The 16978-nt window shown below is 70.4% G+C and carries 17 protein-coding genes; 12 read left to right on the top strand and 5 right to left on the bottom strand.

What is annotated here, in order from left to right:
* The first annotated feature begins 80 nt into the window (after positions 1-80).
* The 3 genes from ACFY1H_RS36675 (at position 81) to ACFY1H_RS36665 (ending at position 2229) form a co-directional block, all read left to right on the top strand.
* On the top strand, positions 81-311 hold the full coding sequence (locus tag ACFY1H_RS36675) for an exodeoxyribonuclease VII small subunit (RefSeq protein ID WP_220244087.1): 231 nt from the start codon (positions 81-83) through the stop codon (positions 309-311).
* Positions 312-399: 88 nt separating this feature from the next.
* Positions 400-1455 carry a class II fructose-bisphosphatase gene (gene glpX / locus ACFY1H_RS36670; RefSeq protein WP_364050444.1) on the top strand — a complete coding sequence of 352 codons (1056 nt, stop codon included), beginning with the start codon at positions 400-402 and terminating at the stop codon, positions 1453-1455.
* Between the two features lie 18 nt (positions 1456-1473).
* A complete protein-coding gene (locus ACFY1H_RS36665; RefSeq protein WP_366579836.1) occupies positions 1474-2229 on the top strand; it encodes a serine protease in 756 nt (251 codons plus the stop codon).
* Positions 2230-2264: 35 nt separating this feature from the next.
* Here the strand turns inward: ACFY1H_RS36665 and ACFY1H_RS36660 are convergent, their stop codons facing one another.
* The gene (locus ACFY1H_RS36660) at positions 2265-3236 is read right to left on the bottom strand and encodes an NAD(P)/FAD-dependent oxidoreductase (protein ID WP_366579838.1); all 972 of its coding nucleotides are present in this window, start codon (positions 3234-3236) and stop codon (positions 2265-2267) included.
* Positions 3237-3374: 138 nt separating this feature from the next.
* Here ACFY1H_RS36660 and ACFY1H_RS36655 point away from each other — a divergent pair, with 138 nt between their 5' ends.
* From ACFY1H_RS36655 to ACFY1H_RS36640, 4 genes are all read left to right on the top strand, one after another.
* Positions 3375-4772, top strand: coding sequence for a class II fumarate hydratase (locus tag ACFY1H_RS36655; protein ID WP_366579840.1), 1398 nt, complete (start codon positions 3375-3377; stop codon positions 4770-4772).
* Positions 4773-5028: 256 nt separating this feature from the next.
* Positions 5029-5319, top strand: coding sequence for an FmdB family zinc ribbon protein (locus tag ACFY1H_RS36650; protein WP_386954298.1), 291 nt, complete (start codon positions 5029-5031; stop codon positions 5317-5319).
* 167 nt (positions 5320-5486) lie between these two features.
* On the top strand, positions 5487-6740 hold the full coding sequence (fmdA, locus tag ACFY1H_RS36645; protein WP_366579842.1) for a formamidase: 1254 nt from the start codon (positions 5487-5489) through the stop codon (positions 6738-6740).
* 96 nt (positions 6741-6836) lie between these two features.
* Positions 6837-7997, top strand: a complete 1161-nt coding sequence (locus ACFY1H_RS36640) for an urea transporter (RefSeq protein ID WP_366579844.1) — start codon at positions 6837-6839, stop codon at positions 7995-7997.
* Positions 7998-8006: 9 nt separating this feature from the next.
* Here ACFY1H_RS36640 and ACFY1H_RS36635 read toward each other — a convergent pair whose 3' ends face one another.
* Positions 8007-8867: a helix-turn-helix domain-containing protein gene (locus tag ACFY1H_RS36635; protein ID WP_386954193.1), complete on the bottom strand. Its 861-nt coding sequence runs from the start codon at positions 8865-8867 to the stop codon at positions 8007-8009.
* 103 nt (positions 8868-8970) lie between these two features.
* Here ACFY1H_RS36635 and ACFY1H_RS36630 point away from each other — a divergent pair, with 103 nt between their 5' ends.
* From ACFY1H_RS36630 to ACFY1H_RS36620, 3 genes are all read left to right on the top strand, one after another.
* The gene (locus tag ACFY1H_RS36630) at positions 8971-9558 is read left to right on the top strand and encodes an NAD(P)H-dependent oxidoreductase (RefSeq protein WP_366579848.1); all 588 of its coding nucleotides are present in this window, start codon (positions 8971-8973) and stop codon (positions 9556-9558) included.
* 66 nt (positions 9559-9624) lie between these two features.
* Positions 9625-11148 (top strand): ATP-dependent DNA ligase, encoded by a 1524-nt coding sequence (locus ACFY1H_RS36625; RefSeq protein ID WP_366579850.1) that lies wholly within the window; start codon positions 9625-9627, stop codon positions 11146-11148.
* 124 nt (positions 11149-11272) lie between these two features.
* Positions 11273-12562, top strand: coding sequence for a S53 family peptidase (locus tag ACFY1H_RS36620; protein WP_366579852.1), 1290 nt, complete (start codon positions 11273-11275; stop codon positions 12560-12562).
* 197 nt (positions 12563-12759) lie between these two features.
* Here ACFY1H_RS36620 and ACFY1H_RS36615 read toward each other — a convergent pair whose 3' ends face one another.
* Together ACFY1H_RS36615 and ACFY1H_RS36610 are read right to left on the bottom strand one after the other, a co-directional pair.
* Positions 12760-13767: an iron-containing alcohol dehydrogenase gene (locus tag ACFY1H_RS36615; protein ID WP_386954188.1), complete on the bottom strand. Its 1008-nt coding sequence runs from the start codon at positions 13765-13767 to the stop codon at positions 12760-12762.
* A gap of 43 nt (positions 13768-13810) precedes the next feature.
* Positions 13811-14353, bottom strand: a complete 543-nt coding sequence (locus tag ACFY1H_RS36610) for a VOC family protein (protein ID WP_366579856.1) — start codon at positions 14351-14353, stop codon at positions 13811-13813.
* Between the two features lie 155 nt (positions 14354-14508).
* Here ACFY1H_RS36610 and ACFY1H_RS36605 point away from each other — a divergent pair, with 155 nt between their 5' ends.
* Positions 14509-14976 (top strand): MarR family transcriptional regulator, encoded by a 468-nt coding sequence (locus ACFY1H_RS36605; protein ID WP_366579858.1) that lies wholly within the window; start codon positions 14509-14511, stop codon positions 14974-14976.
* 69 nt (positions 14977-15045) lie between these two features.
* Entirely contained in the window at positions 15046-15693 is a 648-nt protein-coding gene (locus ACFY1H_RS36600; RefSeq protein ID WP_366579860.1) for a Pr6Pr family membrane protein, read from the top strand.
* Here ACFY1H_RS36600 and ACFY1H_RS36595 read toward each other — a convergent pair.
* On the bottom strand, positions 15653-16873 hold the full coding sequence (locus ACFY1H_RS36595) for an NADH:flavin oxidoreductase/NADH oxidase family protein (protein WP_366579862.1): 1221 nt from the start codon (positions 16871-16873) through the stop codon (positions 15653-15655). The genes ACFY1H_RS36600 and ACFY1H_RS36595 overlap by 41 nt on opposite strands.
* Positions 16874-16978: the final 105 nt, after the last annotated feature.

The following is a 16978-nucleotide window of genomic DNA, read 5'->3' as shown; positions in this document are numbered from 1 at the left end:
CAGCGGTCCAGCGCCGACCATCACCAGCGCGGTACTGTGCCCGAACAGCCCGTGCATCGGAACATCGGAGAGCGTCGAGCGTGAGCGAAGCAGGCAGCGAAACCGCCGGACTCGGTTACGAGCAGGCGCGCGACCGGCTGGTCGAGGTGGTCAGGGAGCTCGAAGCCGGCGGCCTGTCCCTGGAGCAGTCGCTGGCGTTGTGGGAAAAGGGCGAGGAGCTCGCCAAAGTTTGCGAGCGTCACCTGGAGGGCGCGCGCGAGCGGATCGAGGCGGCGTTGGCGTCCGTGGAGAATTCCGACGACGCACAGTGATGTGCACCATGCGCGACTGAATCGTTCAGGTGACGCGATCATCTGAGACACTGTTCTCCCGCCGAATTCCGCGATCCGGGAGGCCCGCATGAGCACCGCCAGTGACCCACGTCGCGAAGCACCCGACCGCAACCTCGCCATGGAGCTCGTCCGCGTGACCGAGGCCGCGGCGATGGCCGCCGGCCGCTGGGTCGGCCGCGGCGACAAGATCGGGGGCGACGGAGCCGCCGTCGACGCGATGCGCCAGCTCGTCTCCACCGTCTCGATGCGCGGCGTGGTCGTGATCGGCGAGGGCGAGAAGGACGAAGCGCCCATGCTGTTCAACGGCGAGGAGGTGGGCAACGGCGACGGCCCCGACTGCGACGTCGCGGTCGACCCCGTCGACGGCACCACCCTGATGGCCAAGGGCATGCCCAACGCGCTGGCTGTGCTGGCCGTCGCCGAGCGCGGGGCGATGTTCGACCCGTCGGCCGTGTTCTACATGGAGAAGCTGGCCGTCGGGCCGGACGCCGCGGGCAAGGTGGACCTCGCCGCGCCGATCGCGGAAAACATCCGCCGCGTGGCGAAGGCCAAGAACTCCAGCGTCGGCGACGTGACCGTGTGCGTGCTCGACCGGCCGCGCCACGAGCAGATCATCAAGGAGATCCGCGAGGCCGGCGCGCGCATCCGCTTCATCTCCGACGGCGACGTCGCCGGAGCCATCGCCGCGGCCCGTCCGACGACCGGTGTCGACATGTTGATCGGCATCGGCGGCACCCCGGAAGGCATCATCGCCGCGTGCGCGATGAAGTGCCTCGGCGGTGAGCTGCAGGGCCGGCTGTGGCCGAAGGACGAGCTCGAGCGCGAGAAGGCCCTGGCCGCCGGCCACGACCTCGACCGCGTGCTCACCAACGACGACCTCGTGCGCGGCGACAACATCTTCTTCTGCGCCACCGGCGTCACCGACGGCGACCTGCTGCGCGGCGTGCACTACCGCGCCGGCGGCGCCACCACGCAGTCGATCGTGATGCGGTCCAAGTCCGGCACCGTCAGAATGATCGACGGTTACCACCGGCTGGAGAAGCTGCGGGCCTACTCGTCCGTGAACTTCGACGGCAACCTCGACGTGCGCGAGGACGAAGACGTCGTCCCGCCCCTGCCCTGACCCCAAGGAGTTCGCCCGGTGCCCAAGCGGTTGTTCGCGCTGCTGCTCACGTTCGTCGCGGGAACCGCACTCACCGCCGGCAGCGCGGCCGCCGGACCGGCCATCGTCGGCGGGACCGGCGCCGACGAGCCCTACCCGTTCGCGGTGTCCATGCACACCGAATCGGGCACGCTCTTCTGCGCCGGCTCGCTGATCGCGCCCGCGTGGGTGGTCACCGCCGCCCACTGCGTGTCCGGAAAGGACCCGGCGACGCTCACGTTCCGCTTGGGCACCAACGAAAGCGACTCCGGCGGCGAAACGGCCCAGCCGGCCGAGATCGTGCTCAACCCGCACTTCAACGCCGCCACGCAGACGGGTGACATCGCGCTCGTCCGCCTCGCCGCGCCCGCGAAGACGGCGCCGATCGCCGTCGGCGCCGCCGCCGCGCCGGGCACTCCGGCCCGGGTGCTGGGCTGGGGCCAGACCTGTGCCACACCCGGTTGCGGCGATCCCGTGCCGACGCTGCAGCAGCTCGACACGCACCTCGTCGAGGGCGCCAACTGCACGTCGTCGTTCGACGGCACGGCCGAGCTCTGCACCGACAACCCGTCCGGCAAGGCCGGTTCCTGCTACGGCGACTCCGGCGGCCCCGAGCTGACCCGCGACGGCGACCGCTGGACGCTCATCGGCGTGACCAGCCGCCCCGGCAACGGTTCCCCGACGTGCGCGACGGCCCCGTCGATCTACACGTCGGTGGTCGCGTACGAACCGTGGCTCTCGTCGAAGACCGGCTGAACCACCTGACCGCCTGATTCACCGGACCGGCTGGATCACTCGGCGTTGCTGGAGTGGCCCGGGAACAGGTGGGCGTCCGGGTCGAGCGCCACCGCGATGTTGTTCACGGCTGTCGCCGCTTCGCCGAAGCCGGTGGCGATGAGCTTCACCTTGCCCGGGTAGTGGGCCACGTCCCCGGCCGCGTACACGCGCGGGCGGGCCGTCGCCATCGTCGAGTCGACCGTGATGGCGCGGTGGTCGATCTCCAGGCCCCAGCTCTCGATCGGCCCCAGATCGGCCGTGAACCCCAGCGCGGCGACCACGGCGTTGGCCGGCAGCGTCAGGTCCTCGCCGCCCTTCACCGACACCTCGACGCGCTCCAGCTCGCCCGAAGGCGACTCGACGAACCGCGTCACCTCGGCGTCGGTGACCAGCGGCACGCCCAGCTCCCGCACCTGCCGCACGATCGACTCGGCCGCGCGGAACTTCCCGCGCCGGTGCACCAGCGTCACGCTCGCCGCCACCGGGTGCAGCGCCAGGCACCAGTCGAACGCCGAGTCGCCGCCGCCGACCACGACCACGTGCTGGCCGGCGTGGACCTGCAGCGACGGCACGAAGTGCACCATCCCGCGGCCCAGCCAGCCGTCGCCCGCGGGCAACGGGCGGGGCGTGAACTCGCCGATCCCGGCCGTGATCAGGACGGCTCCGGCACTCAGCACGTCGCCGCCGTCGAGGGTCAGCTCGATGCGGTCTCCCACCGTTTCCAGCTTCTCGGCCTTGCGGCCCAGCAGGTACGCCGGGTTCCACGGCGCCGCCTGGTCGACGAGGCCCTGCACCAGGTCACGCCCGCGGACGGCCGCGAAGCCGCCCACGTCGTAGATCATCTTCTCGGGGTACATCGCGGTGATCTGGCCGCCCGGTTCGGGCAGGGAATCGACCACGGCCATGGAAAGGCCGCGGAATCCCGCGTAGTAGGCGGCGAACAGCCCGGTGGGCCCGGCGCCGATGATCACGAGGTCGTAGTCCATACAGCTCGCTCCAGCCAGTGGTGGTTGGCGGTGATCGAGAACACACCCGATCCTAGTCCGATCTCACGGGTGAAATACCGGTTCGGCGTGGGCGACGCCACCACGCCGTTGTCACGAATCAGGGCCAGAATCGGGGGTATGGCAGAACAGGAATACCGGATCGAACACGACACGATGGGTGAGGTCCGCGTCCCGGTCGACGCGCTCTACCGCGCGCAGACGCAGCGTGCCGTGGAGAACTTCCCCGTCTCCGGCCGCGGTCTCGAGCGCGCTCAGATCCGTGCGCTGGGCCTGTTGAAGGCCGCCGCCGCGCGCGTGAACCAGAAGCTGGGCGTGCTGGACGCCGACGTCGCGGAGGCCATCGCCGCGGCCGCCGACGGCGTCGCCGAGGGCAAGTACGACGACCAGTTCCCGATCGACGTCTTCCAGACCGGCTCGGGCACGTCGTCGAACATGAACGCCAACGAGGTCATCGCGACGCTCGCCACGCGCGCCCTCGGCCGCGACGTGCACCCGAACGACCACGTCAACGCCTCGCAGTCGTCCAACGACACCTTCCCGACGACCATCCACGTGGCCGCCACAGAAGCCGTGCTCACCGACGTCATCCCGGCCCTCGAGCACCTCGCCGGCGCGATCGAGACGCGCGCGCAGGAGTGGGCCGGCGTCGTGAAGTCCGGCCGCACGCACCTGATGGACGCCGTGCCGATCACGCTCGGCCAGGAAGCCGGCGCGTGGGCCGCACAGATCCGCTTCGGCATCGAGCGCCTGCAGTCCGGCCTGCCGCGCCTGGGCGAGCTGCCCATCGGCGGCACCGCCGTCGGCTCCGGCCTCAACGCTCCCGACGGCTTCGGCGCGGCCGTGTCCGCCGAGCTGGCCGCGCTCACCGGCCTGCCACTCACGGAGGCCCGCAACCACTTCGAGGCGCAGGCGACGCAGGACAGCGTGGTCGAGACATCCGGCCACCTGCGCACGATCGCCGTGTCCCTCAACAAGATCGCGAACGACCTGCGCTGGCTCGGTTCCGGCCCGCGCACCGGGCTCGCCGAGCTGGCCCTGCCGGACCTCCAGCCGGGCTCCTCGATCATGCCGGGCAAGGTCAACCCGGTCATCCCGGAGGCGACGCTGCAGGTCGTGGCGCAGGTCGTCGGCAACGACGCCGCCGTCGCCTTCGCCGGCGCGGCGGGCAACTTCCAGCTCAACGTGAACCTGCCCGTCATCGCCCGCAACGTCCTCGAGTCGGCCCGCCTGCTGGCCGCCGTCTCGCGTCTGCTGGCGGACAAGGTCTTCAACGGCGTCACCGCCAACGTCGAGCGGACCCGGCAGTACGCCGAGGGTTCGCCGTCCATCGTGACGCCGCTGAACAAGTACATCGGCTACGAAGCGGCCGCGGCCGTGGCGAAGCAGGCGCTCAAGGAGCTCAAGACCATCCGCGAGGTCGTGATCGAACGCGGCTTCGTCAAGGACGGCAAGCTCACCGAGGCGCAGCTGGACGAGGCGCTCGACGTGCTGCGGATGGCTCGCGGCGGCGAGTAGAGATCTCTTCACGAAGAGCGGCCCGCTTCCTTTCGGGGAGGCGGGCCGTTCGTCGTTTCACCGCGCCGGGTGGCCACCGGACCGGTCACCGCAAGTGGACGAGGGGTATCTCTGCGCACAAATTCATTCCGGCGTATCGCTTGATTGTGCGCGAATCATCAGGCTGGTAACGTCGTTCACTGCTCTGATTTTCTTTTCGGCGGAGCGATTTGATCAATTCCGCGGCGAAGAGAGAGCAAGCAGTTGGGAGGCTGCGATGGCGACGTACCAATATCGATGCGCACGGGACGGCGTCTTCGAGGTGCGCCTGCCGATGGGGACGGCCGCGCCGAGATCGTCGTGTCCGGTCTGCGGCGGCGAAGCAGCCCGGAACTACTGTGCGCCGATGCTTTCGCTGGCACGGCGTGAGCTGGTCACGGCCATCGACCACACGGAGAAAACTCGCGACGAGCCGGCCGTGGTGTCCGCGGTGCCGCCCGCTCGCGGCCGGTCGCGCGGGCCGGTGCCGACACCGAACCCCGCGCTGCGACGTCTGCCGAGACCTTAGGCGAACGCGGCCCAGCCTGCGCCCTGCCGGGCAATGGCCCGCTCGCTGGGCCGGCGAAGAAGAACTGCGGCTGATGCCCGGGTGCTCTGCGGAGCCGCCACGCTCCGCGTCGCGGAGGTGCTCAGCACGCACAAATACGGTCGCCTACCAAGCCGTCGGGAGATGCCATGCCGCAAGTTGTTTTTTCACTCGATTCCACGAAGAAATTCACCGAACAAGAAATTGTCGGCCACAACCGGTGGCACGGGGACATTCCCGCCCAGGTTCAGGTCAAGCCGGGGGATTCGTTCCGCGTCCACTGCCGCGAATGGTTCGACGGCGCGATCCACAACGACGATTCCGCCGAAGACGTGCTGAACGCACCGCTGCCCGGCGTGCACGTGCTCAGCGGGCCGATCGCGGTCGAGGGCGCCCAGCCGGGTGACCTCCTCGTCGTCGACATCCTCGACGTCGGCCCGATTCCGCAGGAGGACTCGGGACCGCTCGCCGGCCAGGGCTGGGGCTACACCGGGGTCTTCGCCACCAAGAACGGCGGCGGTTTCCTCACGGAGTGGTTCCCCGACGCCTACAAGGTGGTCTGGGACTTCATGGGCGGGGTCGCCACCTCACGGCACGTTCCGGGCGTCTCCTACACCGGCATCGTGCACCCCGGGCTGATGGGCACGGCTCCGTCCGGTGCGCTGCTCGCCAAGTGGAACGCGCGCGAACAGGCACTGATCGACACCGACCCGAACCGGGTGCCACCGCTGGCGCTGCCGCCGCTGCCGGATTCCGCGATCCTCGGCAGCCTCACCGGCGCCGAGTTCGACCGGGTCGCGGCCGAGGCCGCACGCACCGCGCCGCCGCGGGAGAACGGCGGGAACCAGGACATCAAGAACTTCACCAAGGGAACCCGGGTGTTCTACCCGGTGTTCGTCGACGGCGCGAAACTCTCGATGGGCGACCTGCACTTCTCGCAGGGCGACGGCGAGATCACGTTCTGCGGCGCCATCGAGATGGGCGGGTTCATGGACCTGCACGTCGACCTGATCAAGGGCGGGATGGAGACCTACGGCGTCTCCGAGAACGCGATCTTCATGCCGGGCAACGTCGACCCGCAGTACAGCCAGTGGCTCGCGTTCTCCGGCACCTCGGTCACGCTCGACGGGGTGCAGCACTACCTCGACTCGCACCTGTCGTACCAGCGGGCCTGCCTGCACGCCATCGACTACCTGCAGAAGTTCGGCTACAGCGCGATCCAGGCGTACATGATCCTGGGCTCGGCGCCGATCGAGGGCAGGCTCTCGGGCGTGGTCGACATCCCGAACTCGTGCTCCACCGTGTACCTGCCCACCGCGATCTTCGACATCGACGTGCGTCCATCGGCTTCCGGCCCGGCGCAGGTCGAGCAGGGCATGAGCGTGCCGACGGCGAGTTTCTGACGCCGACGCCGGCCCGGTGACCCGGGCGGGAGGCGGCTGGCCTCCCGCCCGGTCCGGCACGTCGAGAACACACCCCATCCGCCGGAGGAGGCGGTCATGACCACAGCACCACCGGAACGCGGCCATCACGGACCGTGGCGATGGATCAACGGCACCATGCCCGAGGTCGACGAACGGGCGCTGAAGGTGCCCGTGGTCGGCTTCGTCGAGTACTGCCTGCGCGGAATCGGGCAGGTGGTGTTCATGAACAGCCCGATCACGGGCGCGTTCATCCTGCTGGCCGCCTGGCTGCAGCAACCGTGGCTGGGGTTCGGGGCCACGGTCGGGGTGGTGGCTTCGACGCTGGCCGCGCTGGCGCTGGGGTTCGACCGTGACGCGATCCACGCGGGTCTCTACGGGTTCAACGGTGTGCTCACCGGCCTCGGGCTCGCGCTGTTCCTCGCGCCCGAGTGGGACGGGATCGTGATCCTGTGGATGATCCTGCTCAGCGCGGTGTCGTCGATCCTGATGGCCGCGCTCGCGGCCGCGTTCGGCGGTGCGTGGGGTGTGCCTCCGTTCACGCTGGCCTTCAACATCACCACGCTCCTGTTCTTGATCACCGCGCTCCACATCACGCGCGGGCGGCTCAGCGACGCGATCGCCCCGGCGGCACCGCAGGTGAACGGGCCCGGGGTGCGGACGTCATTGCGGGCGAGCGCCGACGCGGTCGGCAACACCGACGTGGTGGCCGTGATCAACGCGATCTTCCGCGGCATCGGGCAGCTGTTCTTCTGCAACAGCCTCCTCGCCGGTGTGCTGATCATCGTCGGGATCGCGTTCTGCTCGCGGATCGCCGCCCTCTTCGCGCTGGTCGGCTCGGCCGTCGGCATGCTGACCGGCATGGCTCTCGGCGCCGACGGCGTGCTGATCTACAACGGGCTGTGGGGCTTCAACTCGTTCGACGCCGCGCTGGCGATCGCCGGTGTGTTCTACGTGCTGACGTGGCGCTCGGCCATTCTCGGTGTCCTGTGCGCGATCTTCACGGCCCTGTTGTTCGGGGCCATCGGGTCGATCTTCGTGCCGTGGGGCCTGCCCGCGCTCACCCTGCCGTTCTGCTTCGGCACGCTGACGTTCGTGCTGCTGAAGGACACGTCGAAGTTCTTCGAGTGGGTGCCGCCCGCCGAGGTCGTCACGCCGGAAGAACACGTGCGGCGCTCGCACCGCGAACACGCCATGGCGGCGTCCGGCAACGCGCACCGGCAAACCGACGCCGCGTGACCTGTCCGGTCACACAACAGAACGAGCCCGCGTGGCGGAGACGACCCGAAGCCGTCCGGCCGCCTGCTGGTGCAGTTCCGCGACGACCCGAGCCGTTTCTTCGTCCGCCGGCAGGAAGACGACCAGCTGCTGCGAGTCCTGCGCGAGCTCCAGCGTTTCCCGGTTCAGCCGTAAGGAACGTCCGCCCGGGTGGTTCAACCGCAGAACCCCGCGTGGTGGCACGACGGTCGAGTTGAGGCGGCTGGTGAACTCCGCGCCGGCGACGGGCGCGAGTTCCGCCGTGAGCCACTCCGAGTTCTCGACCGCGGGCCCCAGCCACAGGTCGAACGCCTGCTCGTCGGCGACCGCGGCCCAGTCGGCGAAGAACGCTCGGGCGCGGGGGTCGGTGAAGACGTAGCGGGTGAGGTTCGGCGCCTCGGCGTCGAGCAGGCCGGTTGCGCTCGTCACCGCCGCGAAGCCACTGGTGTGGGCGAGAAGGTCGCCCACCCGGTTGGTGACCACGGCGATGCCGGGTTCGAGCAGGCGCAACGTCTGCAGCACCGAAGCACGCACCTCTCGCGGTGGCTGCACGGGCCGGATTCGGGCCGTGCACTCGCCGCCGGTGATCTTCGAGAGGTAGCGCAGGTGGGTGCGTTCGGCGGGGCCCAGGCTGAGCGCGTCGGCGAGGGCGTTCACCACCGGCACGGACGGGTTGCGGTCGCGGCCCTGCTCGATCCGCGTCAGGTATTCGACGCTGATGCCGGCCCGCGCGGCGAGGTCCGCTCGCCGCAGGCCGGGCGAGCGGCGACGGCCGTGCGAAGGCAGCCCCAGCGTCTCGGGCTGGGTGCTGTCGCGCTTGGCCCGGATGAAGTCCCCCAGCGGCGTCCCCATGTCATCGAGCATAAGCCGGTTCGGGCGGGCTCAGCGTGGCCGTGGCGGGGCCAGCCTGAGCGCGGTCTGGTTACCGCTTCGGCCGGAGCGCACGGTGGTGACCATGGCAAACAAACTCGTGATCATCGTCGGCAGCGTCCGCGACGGCCGGTTCGGTCCGGCCGTTGCCTCGTGGGTGGCCGAGCGGGCCCGGGAGCACGGCGGGTTCGAGGTCGAGGTCGTCGACCTGGCGGACGTCGAGATCCCGCTGTCGCTGCCCGCGGAATCCCCCAAATACGCGGGCGATGGCTACCCGCGCCCCGCCGGGATGGCGGTGCTGACGTCGGCGTTGGAGAGCGCGGACGCCTTCGTCATCGTCACCCCGGAGTACAACCACAGCTATCCCGCGTCGCTGAAAGCGGCCATCGATTGGCACTTCACGCAGTGGACGGCCAAGCCCGTCGCGTTCGTCAGCTACGGCGGCGCCGCCGGTGGGCGGCACGCGGTGCTGCACCTGGAGAACGTGCTGACCGAACTGCACGCGGTGACCATCCGCGACGGGCTCGCGTTCCCGAACTACTTCACCGCCTGGGAGGTCGGCCTGCCGCTCGACCCGCAAGCGCCTGCGTACGCGAAGACGCTGCTCGACCAACTGGCCTGGTGGGCGGGGGCGCTGCGGCGGGCGCGGGAGGCCGAGCCGTACCCCGCTTGAGGGTGTTTTTCCAGGTCAGATGCCGTTCGCCGGGAAACTGTCGGTGCCGCGGGTCATGATGGTCGGGTGCTGCTCACCGAGATCGTCACCGCGTCCGCCGAGCTGGCGGCCACCCGGTCGAGGAAGGCGAAGATCGCCACCCTCGCCGCGGTGCTGCGCGCCGCCGAGACGGCCGAGCTGCCGGCCGTGATCGCGTACCTCACGGGTCAGACGGCGCAGGACCGGCTGGGCGCGGGGTGGCGCACGCTCGCGGAGCTGGCCGTCGAGCCCGCCGAAACGCCGACCGTCGAGGTGCGGGAGGTCGACGAGGCGCTCACGGAGGTCGCGGCGGCTTCGGGGGCGGGGTCGGTGAAGCGGCGCGCGGAGGTGCTCACCGCGTTGTTCACGCGGCTCACTCGCGGCGAGCAGGAGTTCCTCTTCCGGCTGGTCACCGGGGAGCTGCGGCAGGGTGCGCTGGAGGGCGTGATGGTCGACGCCGTCGCGGCGGCGGCCGAGGTGGACGCCGCGGACGTGCGGCGGGCGTTCATGTTGTCCGGCAAGCTTTCCGTCACGGGCTACGCGGCGATGACGGGCGGCGCGGCGCGGCTGGCCGAGTTCCGGCTCACGCTCGGGCGCCCGATCAAGCCGATGCTCGCGTCGCCCGCGGAATCGCTCGACGAGGCGGTGGCGGAACACGAGCACGCGATCGTCGAGTACAAAATGGACGGTGCGCGCATCCAGGTGCACCGGCAGGGCACGGAAGTCCACGTCTACACGCGCACGTTGCGGGAGATCACGGCCAGCGTCTCCGAGCTGGTGGACCTCGTGCGGGCGCTGCCGTGCGAGTCGGTGGTGCTCGACGGCGAGACGCTCGCGCTCACCGACGACGGACGGCCGCGGCCGTTCCAGGAGACGATGAGCCGCTTCGGCAGCACGCGGGAGGAACAGGTGCGGGCGCTGCTGCTGCGGCCGTACTTCTTCGACTGCCTGCACCTCGACGGCGTGGACCTGCTCGACGCGCCGCTGTCGGAACGCAACGCGGCGCTGCGGAAGGTCGCGGGCGAGCACGTGATCCCCGGCGAGGTGGAGCCGGCCGACGCGGCGGCGGTGCTCGACGCGGCGATGGCGGGCGGCCACGAGGGCGTGATGGTGAAGGACCTGGCTTCGCCGTACGCGGCGGGGCGCCGAGGCCGCGCCTGGCTGAAGGTGAAGCCGGTGCACACCATCGACCTGGTCGTGCTCGCGGTGGAGTGGGGCCACGGGCGGCGCACGGGCACGCTGTCCAACCTGCACCTGGGCGCGCGCGACCCGGACGGCGGGCCGCCGATCATGGTGGGCAAGACGTTCAAGGGCATGACCGACGAGCTGCTGGCGTGGCAGACGAAGCGGTTCCAGGAGATCGAGACCCACCGCGACAGCTACACCGTGTACGTGCGGCCCGAGGTCGTCGTGGAGATCGAGCTCGACGGCGCGCAGATCAGCACGCGCTACCCCGGCGGGCTGGCGCTGCGGTTCGCGCGGGTCGTGCGGTACCGGCCGGACAAGGAAGCGGCCGACGCCGACACGATCGACACCGTGCGCGGTCTCCTGCGGGGCGATCGGGCCGAATGACATCCGGACATCACCGGTCAATTCGCCCGGTCGTGGCCGAAAGGCCAGACGAAAGTCGATGTTGTGCCCTCCGGCGATGCATGAGAGTGGGCTGTACCGCATCGCTCACCACTGGGGAGACGACATGACTTTTCGGGTTCGGGCCGCCGCCCGGCCGATGACCCTGCTCGCGGGTGTCGCGCTGGCCGTCACGGCCGTGGCGGCTCCGGCCGGCGCGGCCACGAACGCGCCGGCTCCGCCGCTGCACCACTTCTCGGCGGCGGCGAAGTCGTTCATCGGCGCGCGCACGGTGTCCGAGCGCGTCGCGAAGCTCGACGCCGCGATGTCCGCGCTGCCCAGGGAAAGCGTCGCGTACAACGCCACGAAGCTGTGGAACCAGGGCATCACGGGGGCGGGCGCCACCGTCACCACGCTGGTGTCGTTCGGCGACGACCAGGTGAAGCAGGTGCTCGACGAGTACTCCCAGCGCCACGGCCTGCCGCCGGCCAACGTCGAGGTGCTCCAGCCGTCGGGCTCGGTGCCGGCGTGCACCGACCCGGGCGTCGACACGGCGACCTGCGAGTCCTGGGGCGGCGAGACCGACCTCGACGTCACGATGATGCACGCGATGGCGCCCAACGCGAAGATCATCGTCGCCGCGACACCGGTCGCCGAGACGCAGGGCTTCACCGGTCTGCCCGAGATGATGAACGCCGTCGACTACCTCACGAAGCACAAGCTCACCGACGTGATCTCGATGAGCTTCGGCACCACCGAGGAGAACTTCCCGTCGTTCCAGTCCATCAAGACGCTCGACCCGGCGCTGGAGCGCGCGAGCAAGGCGGGCATCACGATGGTCGCGTCCTCGGGTGACGACGGCCCGACCGGCGGTTTCCTGCAGGGCCCGGGCAACTACCCGTACCGCGTCGCGAGCTGGCCGGCCAGCGACCCGCACGTGACCACCCTCGGCGGCACGCAGCTGCACCTCGACTCCACCGGCGCCCGCACGAAGCCGGACGACCTGGTGAACGTCGCCGACAACGGCTTCGGCGAAGGCGCGGGCCTGTCGAAGGCCTACGCGCGCCCGGCGTGGCAGGACGGCGTCAAGAAGATCACCGGCAGCAAGATGCGCTCGTTCCCGGACATCAGCATGGAAGGCGTTTCCGGCACGTCGCAGTCGGCGCCTCTGTTCGCCGGTGTGCTCGCCCTGGCGGTGCAGGCCAACCACGGCAAGCTCGGCCAGATCAACCCCGCCCTGTACGAAAAGCTCGGCCCGAAGGGCGCCAAGGCCGGCATCGTCGACGTCACCACCGGCGACAACAGCCAGGACGGCGTCGAGGGCTTCACCGCCGCCCCGGGCTTCGACATCGCCAGCGGCTGGGGCACGGTCGACGCGTCGGTGTTCGTCCCCGCCTTGGTGAAGGCGCTCCGCTGACGCGGCCCTGAACCACTCCGGCGAAGGGCGCGGCCTGCGGGTCGCGCCCTTCGCTGCGGTTGTCGCCGAGGCAAGTGGCGAGCCGCTTGACCAACCCTGCGCCCGTGCCTCGCCCTCGGCGGCGCCCGCCGCACCAAACAACGACCGCCGCCGAACTACTCACTGAGCGACGCGACCTGAGCGTTCGCCGAGGCAGGTCAACAGCTCCCGACGAGCCGCTCGAACACCTCCGCCTCCGCCCGGTCCCCTGCTGCCAGAGCCAACTCGGCAAGCAACGGCCGCAGCTCAGCTGCGCCAAGGCCAACCGACGCCGCAACCAACCCGGGCTCGACCTCCGCAGTCAGTCCCAGCCGCACCGCGAACTCGGCCACCGCCCGCTCAGCCGGCACACCGGGCCGCAACTCCGCCAGAGCAGCACGCGCCCCGACGGCTGCGTCGCCGTACGCGTCCAGTGCGAGCGGCAGAAAATGCGCGTACAGCAGGCCTCGCCCGAGCCCGTGCCGCGTGGACACCAGGTCACAAAGGTGGTGCACCACGCCGGGCCGGCGCAGCTCGTGCAGTGCGTGCCCGGCCAAGCAGGCGCCGGCCAAGGCGTCTTGGCGCGTCGGGAGATCACCGGCGCCGCCCGTGAGCGAAGGCAGGCTGTCCCACAGCAGAAGCAGGCCTTCCCGGGCCGACGCGAGTGCTTCCTCGCTCGCCGGGTGGCACAGCACCTCCAGGCAGTGCGCGACGGCGGCGATGCCACTGCCCGCCACGACTTCGCGGGGCAGCCTGGCGACGAGCTCGGGGTCGTAGACCACCGCGCGGGGCAGAACCCGGTCGGACGTCCCGGTTTCCTTGCCGCGATCGGTGGTGACGAAGTAGCGCGACGTGCGCTCCGCGCCGGAGAAGGTGGTCGGGACCGCGATCAGCGGCAGCCGCAGCGCGAGCGAAACGATCTTGCCCAGCCCGATCGCCGAGCCGCCGCCGATGGCCAGGACCGCGTCGGCGTGGGTTTCCTGCGCCGAGCCGACGGCGAGGTTGGCCTGGTGGGCCGGTACGTGCGCGGGCACGTCCGACCACCGGCCGACGTAGCGCCCGCCGAGCAGCCCCGGCAGCAGGACGACGGCCGGATCCGCCGACCGGGCTGCCACCGCCATCACGCGGCGGCAACCCAGGGCGTCGGCGACCGCGGGAAGTTCTCGCAGGGATCCCTTGCCCCACACCAGGTTCTGCTCAACTGCCGCGTCGCGGGATCGGCGGACGGGTTCAGCGGTCCGCGCCACCGTGGCCGTCCGGGGTGTACTGCAGCAGGTGCTGCCCGTAGACGTCCGAGCCGATCGCGGCCAGCGCCGCCGGCACCGGCTCGGGGTCCTGCAGGAACGGCTGCGCGACGTCGCACGGGTGCTGCCACGTGGCGAACTCCAGCGCGATCTTGTTCACCGGGTCCTCGAAGTAGATCGAGTGGCAGAACCCGTGGTCGAGCTCGCTGTTGACCTTGATCCCGTTCTCCTCCAGCACCGATTTCGCGTGCTGCAGTTCGCCCTCGGAAGGCACCGTGATCGCGAGGTGGTTACCCGCCCCGAGCAACGAGTTGTCCGCCGCGATCTCGACGTCCTTGAACTCGAAGAACGCGATCGTGTCCTGCTCGCTGATGCGGAAGAAGTAGTGCCTGCTGCCGGCGAGGTTCCCGGGCACCGCACCGGGAAACGGGTCCGGGTCGGGCAGCTGCAGCGTCACCACGATGGGGAATCCGAGAATCCCGTTGTAGAACTTCACGGTTTCTTCCATGTCGTTGGTGACGAAAGCCATGTGATGACACCCGGTCGTCCGAATACCCATGACGATTCCTCTCACTTTTCCCGGCGATGTGATAATGACGGTACGCGTAATTTTATTTCCACGTCAACAAGATTTCCACGACGGCCCCCAACGGCCCAACGAGCACGCTCGGTTACGGTGGGGGTGTGACCGCGTCGCACGGGGAACGCCCGGTGCCCCACCTGACGGAGGACGAGCTGCTCGCCTGGCGCGGGCTGCTCGAACTCGAAGCGCGCGTGCTCGGCGTACTCGACGCCGAACTGCGCGCGGACCACGACCTGTCGATCGCCGAGTTCGACACGCTCTACCAGCTGTGGCTCCAGCCCGGTGGCCGGTGCCGCATGAAGGACCTCGCGGAGAAACTGCTGGTCAGCCGGGGCGGCGTGACCAAGCTGATCACCCGGCTCCACAGCCGCGGGCTCGTGGCCCGCGTGTCGCAGCCCGGTCACCAGGCCGTCGACGCGCAGCTGACCGAGGCCGGCGAGGGGCTCCTCACGAAGGCGATGGACACCCACTTCGACGGCGTCCGCCGGCTCGTGACCTCCCGGCTTTCCGCCGCGGAGCTGCACACCCTCCGCACGGTCACCGAACGCCTGCGCGAACCGCCTGCCTGAGCACCCCCGACGGGGTGGCACCGGCCGTTTCAGCTGAGGAAACGCGGTGGTGAACCGTAATCTCACCGCATGCCACCGACGCGACTGACCCGGACCTGGTTCGGGGTGACGGCCCTCGTGGTCCTGATCGGGCTCGTCACGCAGGGCTTCGTGAGCGCGGGAACGCCGGGCCGCTATCCCTCAGCGGGCGCGCGCGTCGCCAACATGTTCGCGTACTTCACCATTGAGTCGAACGTGCTGGTGCTGCTGGCTTCCGTCGCGTTCGTGGCCGGCGCGCGGGCCCACGGGCTGCTGCGCGTGCTGTGGCTCGACGCGCTGATCGGCATCGCGGTGACCGGCGTGGTCTACCACGTCGCGCTGTCCGGGCTGTTCGACCTCAGCGGCGCGGCCCTGTTCGCCGACGTCATGCTGCACACCGTGTCGCCGATCATCGCGGTGCTCGGGTTCCTCGTCGCGTCGCCGCGGATCCTGCAGTGGCGCACGGTGGCGTGGTCGGTCTGCTGGCCGCTTGCGTGGCTGGCGTTCACGCTGGTCCGCGGCGCGCAGGGCGGGTTCTACCCGTACCCGTTCGTCAACGCCGCCGAGCTCGGTTACGGCCGCGTGGCCGTGAACTGCGTGCTCATCGCCGTGCTGTTCGTCGCGCTGGCGAGCGTCGCGAAGGTCCTCGACGGCTGGCTCACGCACGCACCCGCCGAAACGCGTTCAGCGGATCGTTGATCCCCGTGTGCGCCAGCGCGCGCCACGCGCCGCGGCCGCGGTCGGCCGGTTTGCCCGCCGCCAAGCGGTGCAGCTGCTGCGTGTGCCACTGGACTTCGAGCAGGCTGTCGGCCAGGCGGATCCCGGTGTGCGGGCACAGCCGTTCCGCGCGCACGTCCTCGCCCGCGAGCAACCGCCCCGGCAGCTCCGGGTCGACGGTCAGCGGCCGGCCCAGCCCGATCACGTCCAACGCCCCGGACCGCAACGCGTCCGCCATCCCGGCGGCGGTGGTGAAGCCGCCGGTGACCATCAGCGCGACGTCGCTCACCTGCCGCGCTTTCGCCGCGTAGTCGAGGAAATACGCCTCGCGGCGCGCGGTGCTCTCGCGTCCGGAGCCCATCATCACCGCCTTTTCGTAGGTACCGCCCGAAATCTCGAGCAGGTCGATACCGGCGTCGCTCAGTGCGCGGACCACGCGCAGCGACTCGTCCTCGTCGAAGCCGCCGCGCTGGAAGTCGGCGCTGTTGAGCTTCACCGACACGGGCACGCTGTCGCCGACCGCCGCGCGCACGCGGCGCACAAGTTCCAGCAGGAAGCGGCTGCGGTCGCGGCCCCACTCGTCGTCACGGAGGTTCGTGAGCGGGGAGAGGAACTGCGAGATCAGGTACCCGTGGGCGCCGTGCAGCTGCACGCCGGCGAACCCGGCGTCGACGAACGTCCGCGCGGCCAGCGCGAAGCGGTCCACGATCGTCTCGATCTCGTCGCCGGTCAGGGCGCGCGGCGCGGCGAACGCGGTCCGGACGCCGCGGTTGCCGAACGGCACCGCGGACGGCGCAACCGGTTGGCGGGAAAGGAATCGCGGGCTTTGGCGGCCCGGATGGTTGAGCTGCGCCCACAGCTGCGCGTCGGTGCCGGCCACGCTGCGCGCCCACGGCTCGTAGGCGGCGGGATCGGGGACGGCGGGCAGCGCGACGTTGCGGGGTTCGCCGAGCGCCGTGGGGTCGACCATCACGTTGCCGGTCACGAGCAGGCCCGCCCCGCCGTGCGCCCACGTGCGGTACAGCTCGGCGAGCTCGCGCGTCGGGGCGTTGCGGCGGTCGCCGAGCTGCTCGCTCAGCGCCGACTTCCCCAGGCGGTGGGGCAGGACGGCGCCGCAGCGCAGTTTGAGGGGTTCGGCCAGCAGTTCCCGAGCGGCGGTCATGGGCACTCCCGTCTTCACGGCTAACTTACCGGCAGTAAGTCTACCGGAAAGTAGGTACCGGCGGTATGGCTGCCGGACGGGCGCCGGGGCACTAGGGTCTGCAGA

It is taken from the genome of Amycolatopsis sp. NPDC001319, from assembly GCF_042896185.1.
Lineage (GTDB): Bacteria > Actinomycetota > Actinomycetes > Mycobacteriales > Pseudonocardiaceae > Amycolatopsis.
This window is presented reverse-complemented; position numbering and strand designations above follow the sequence as displayed.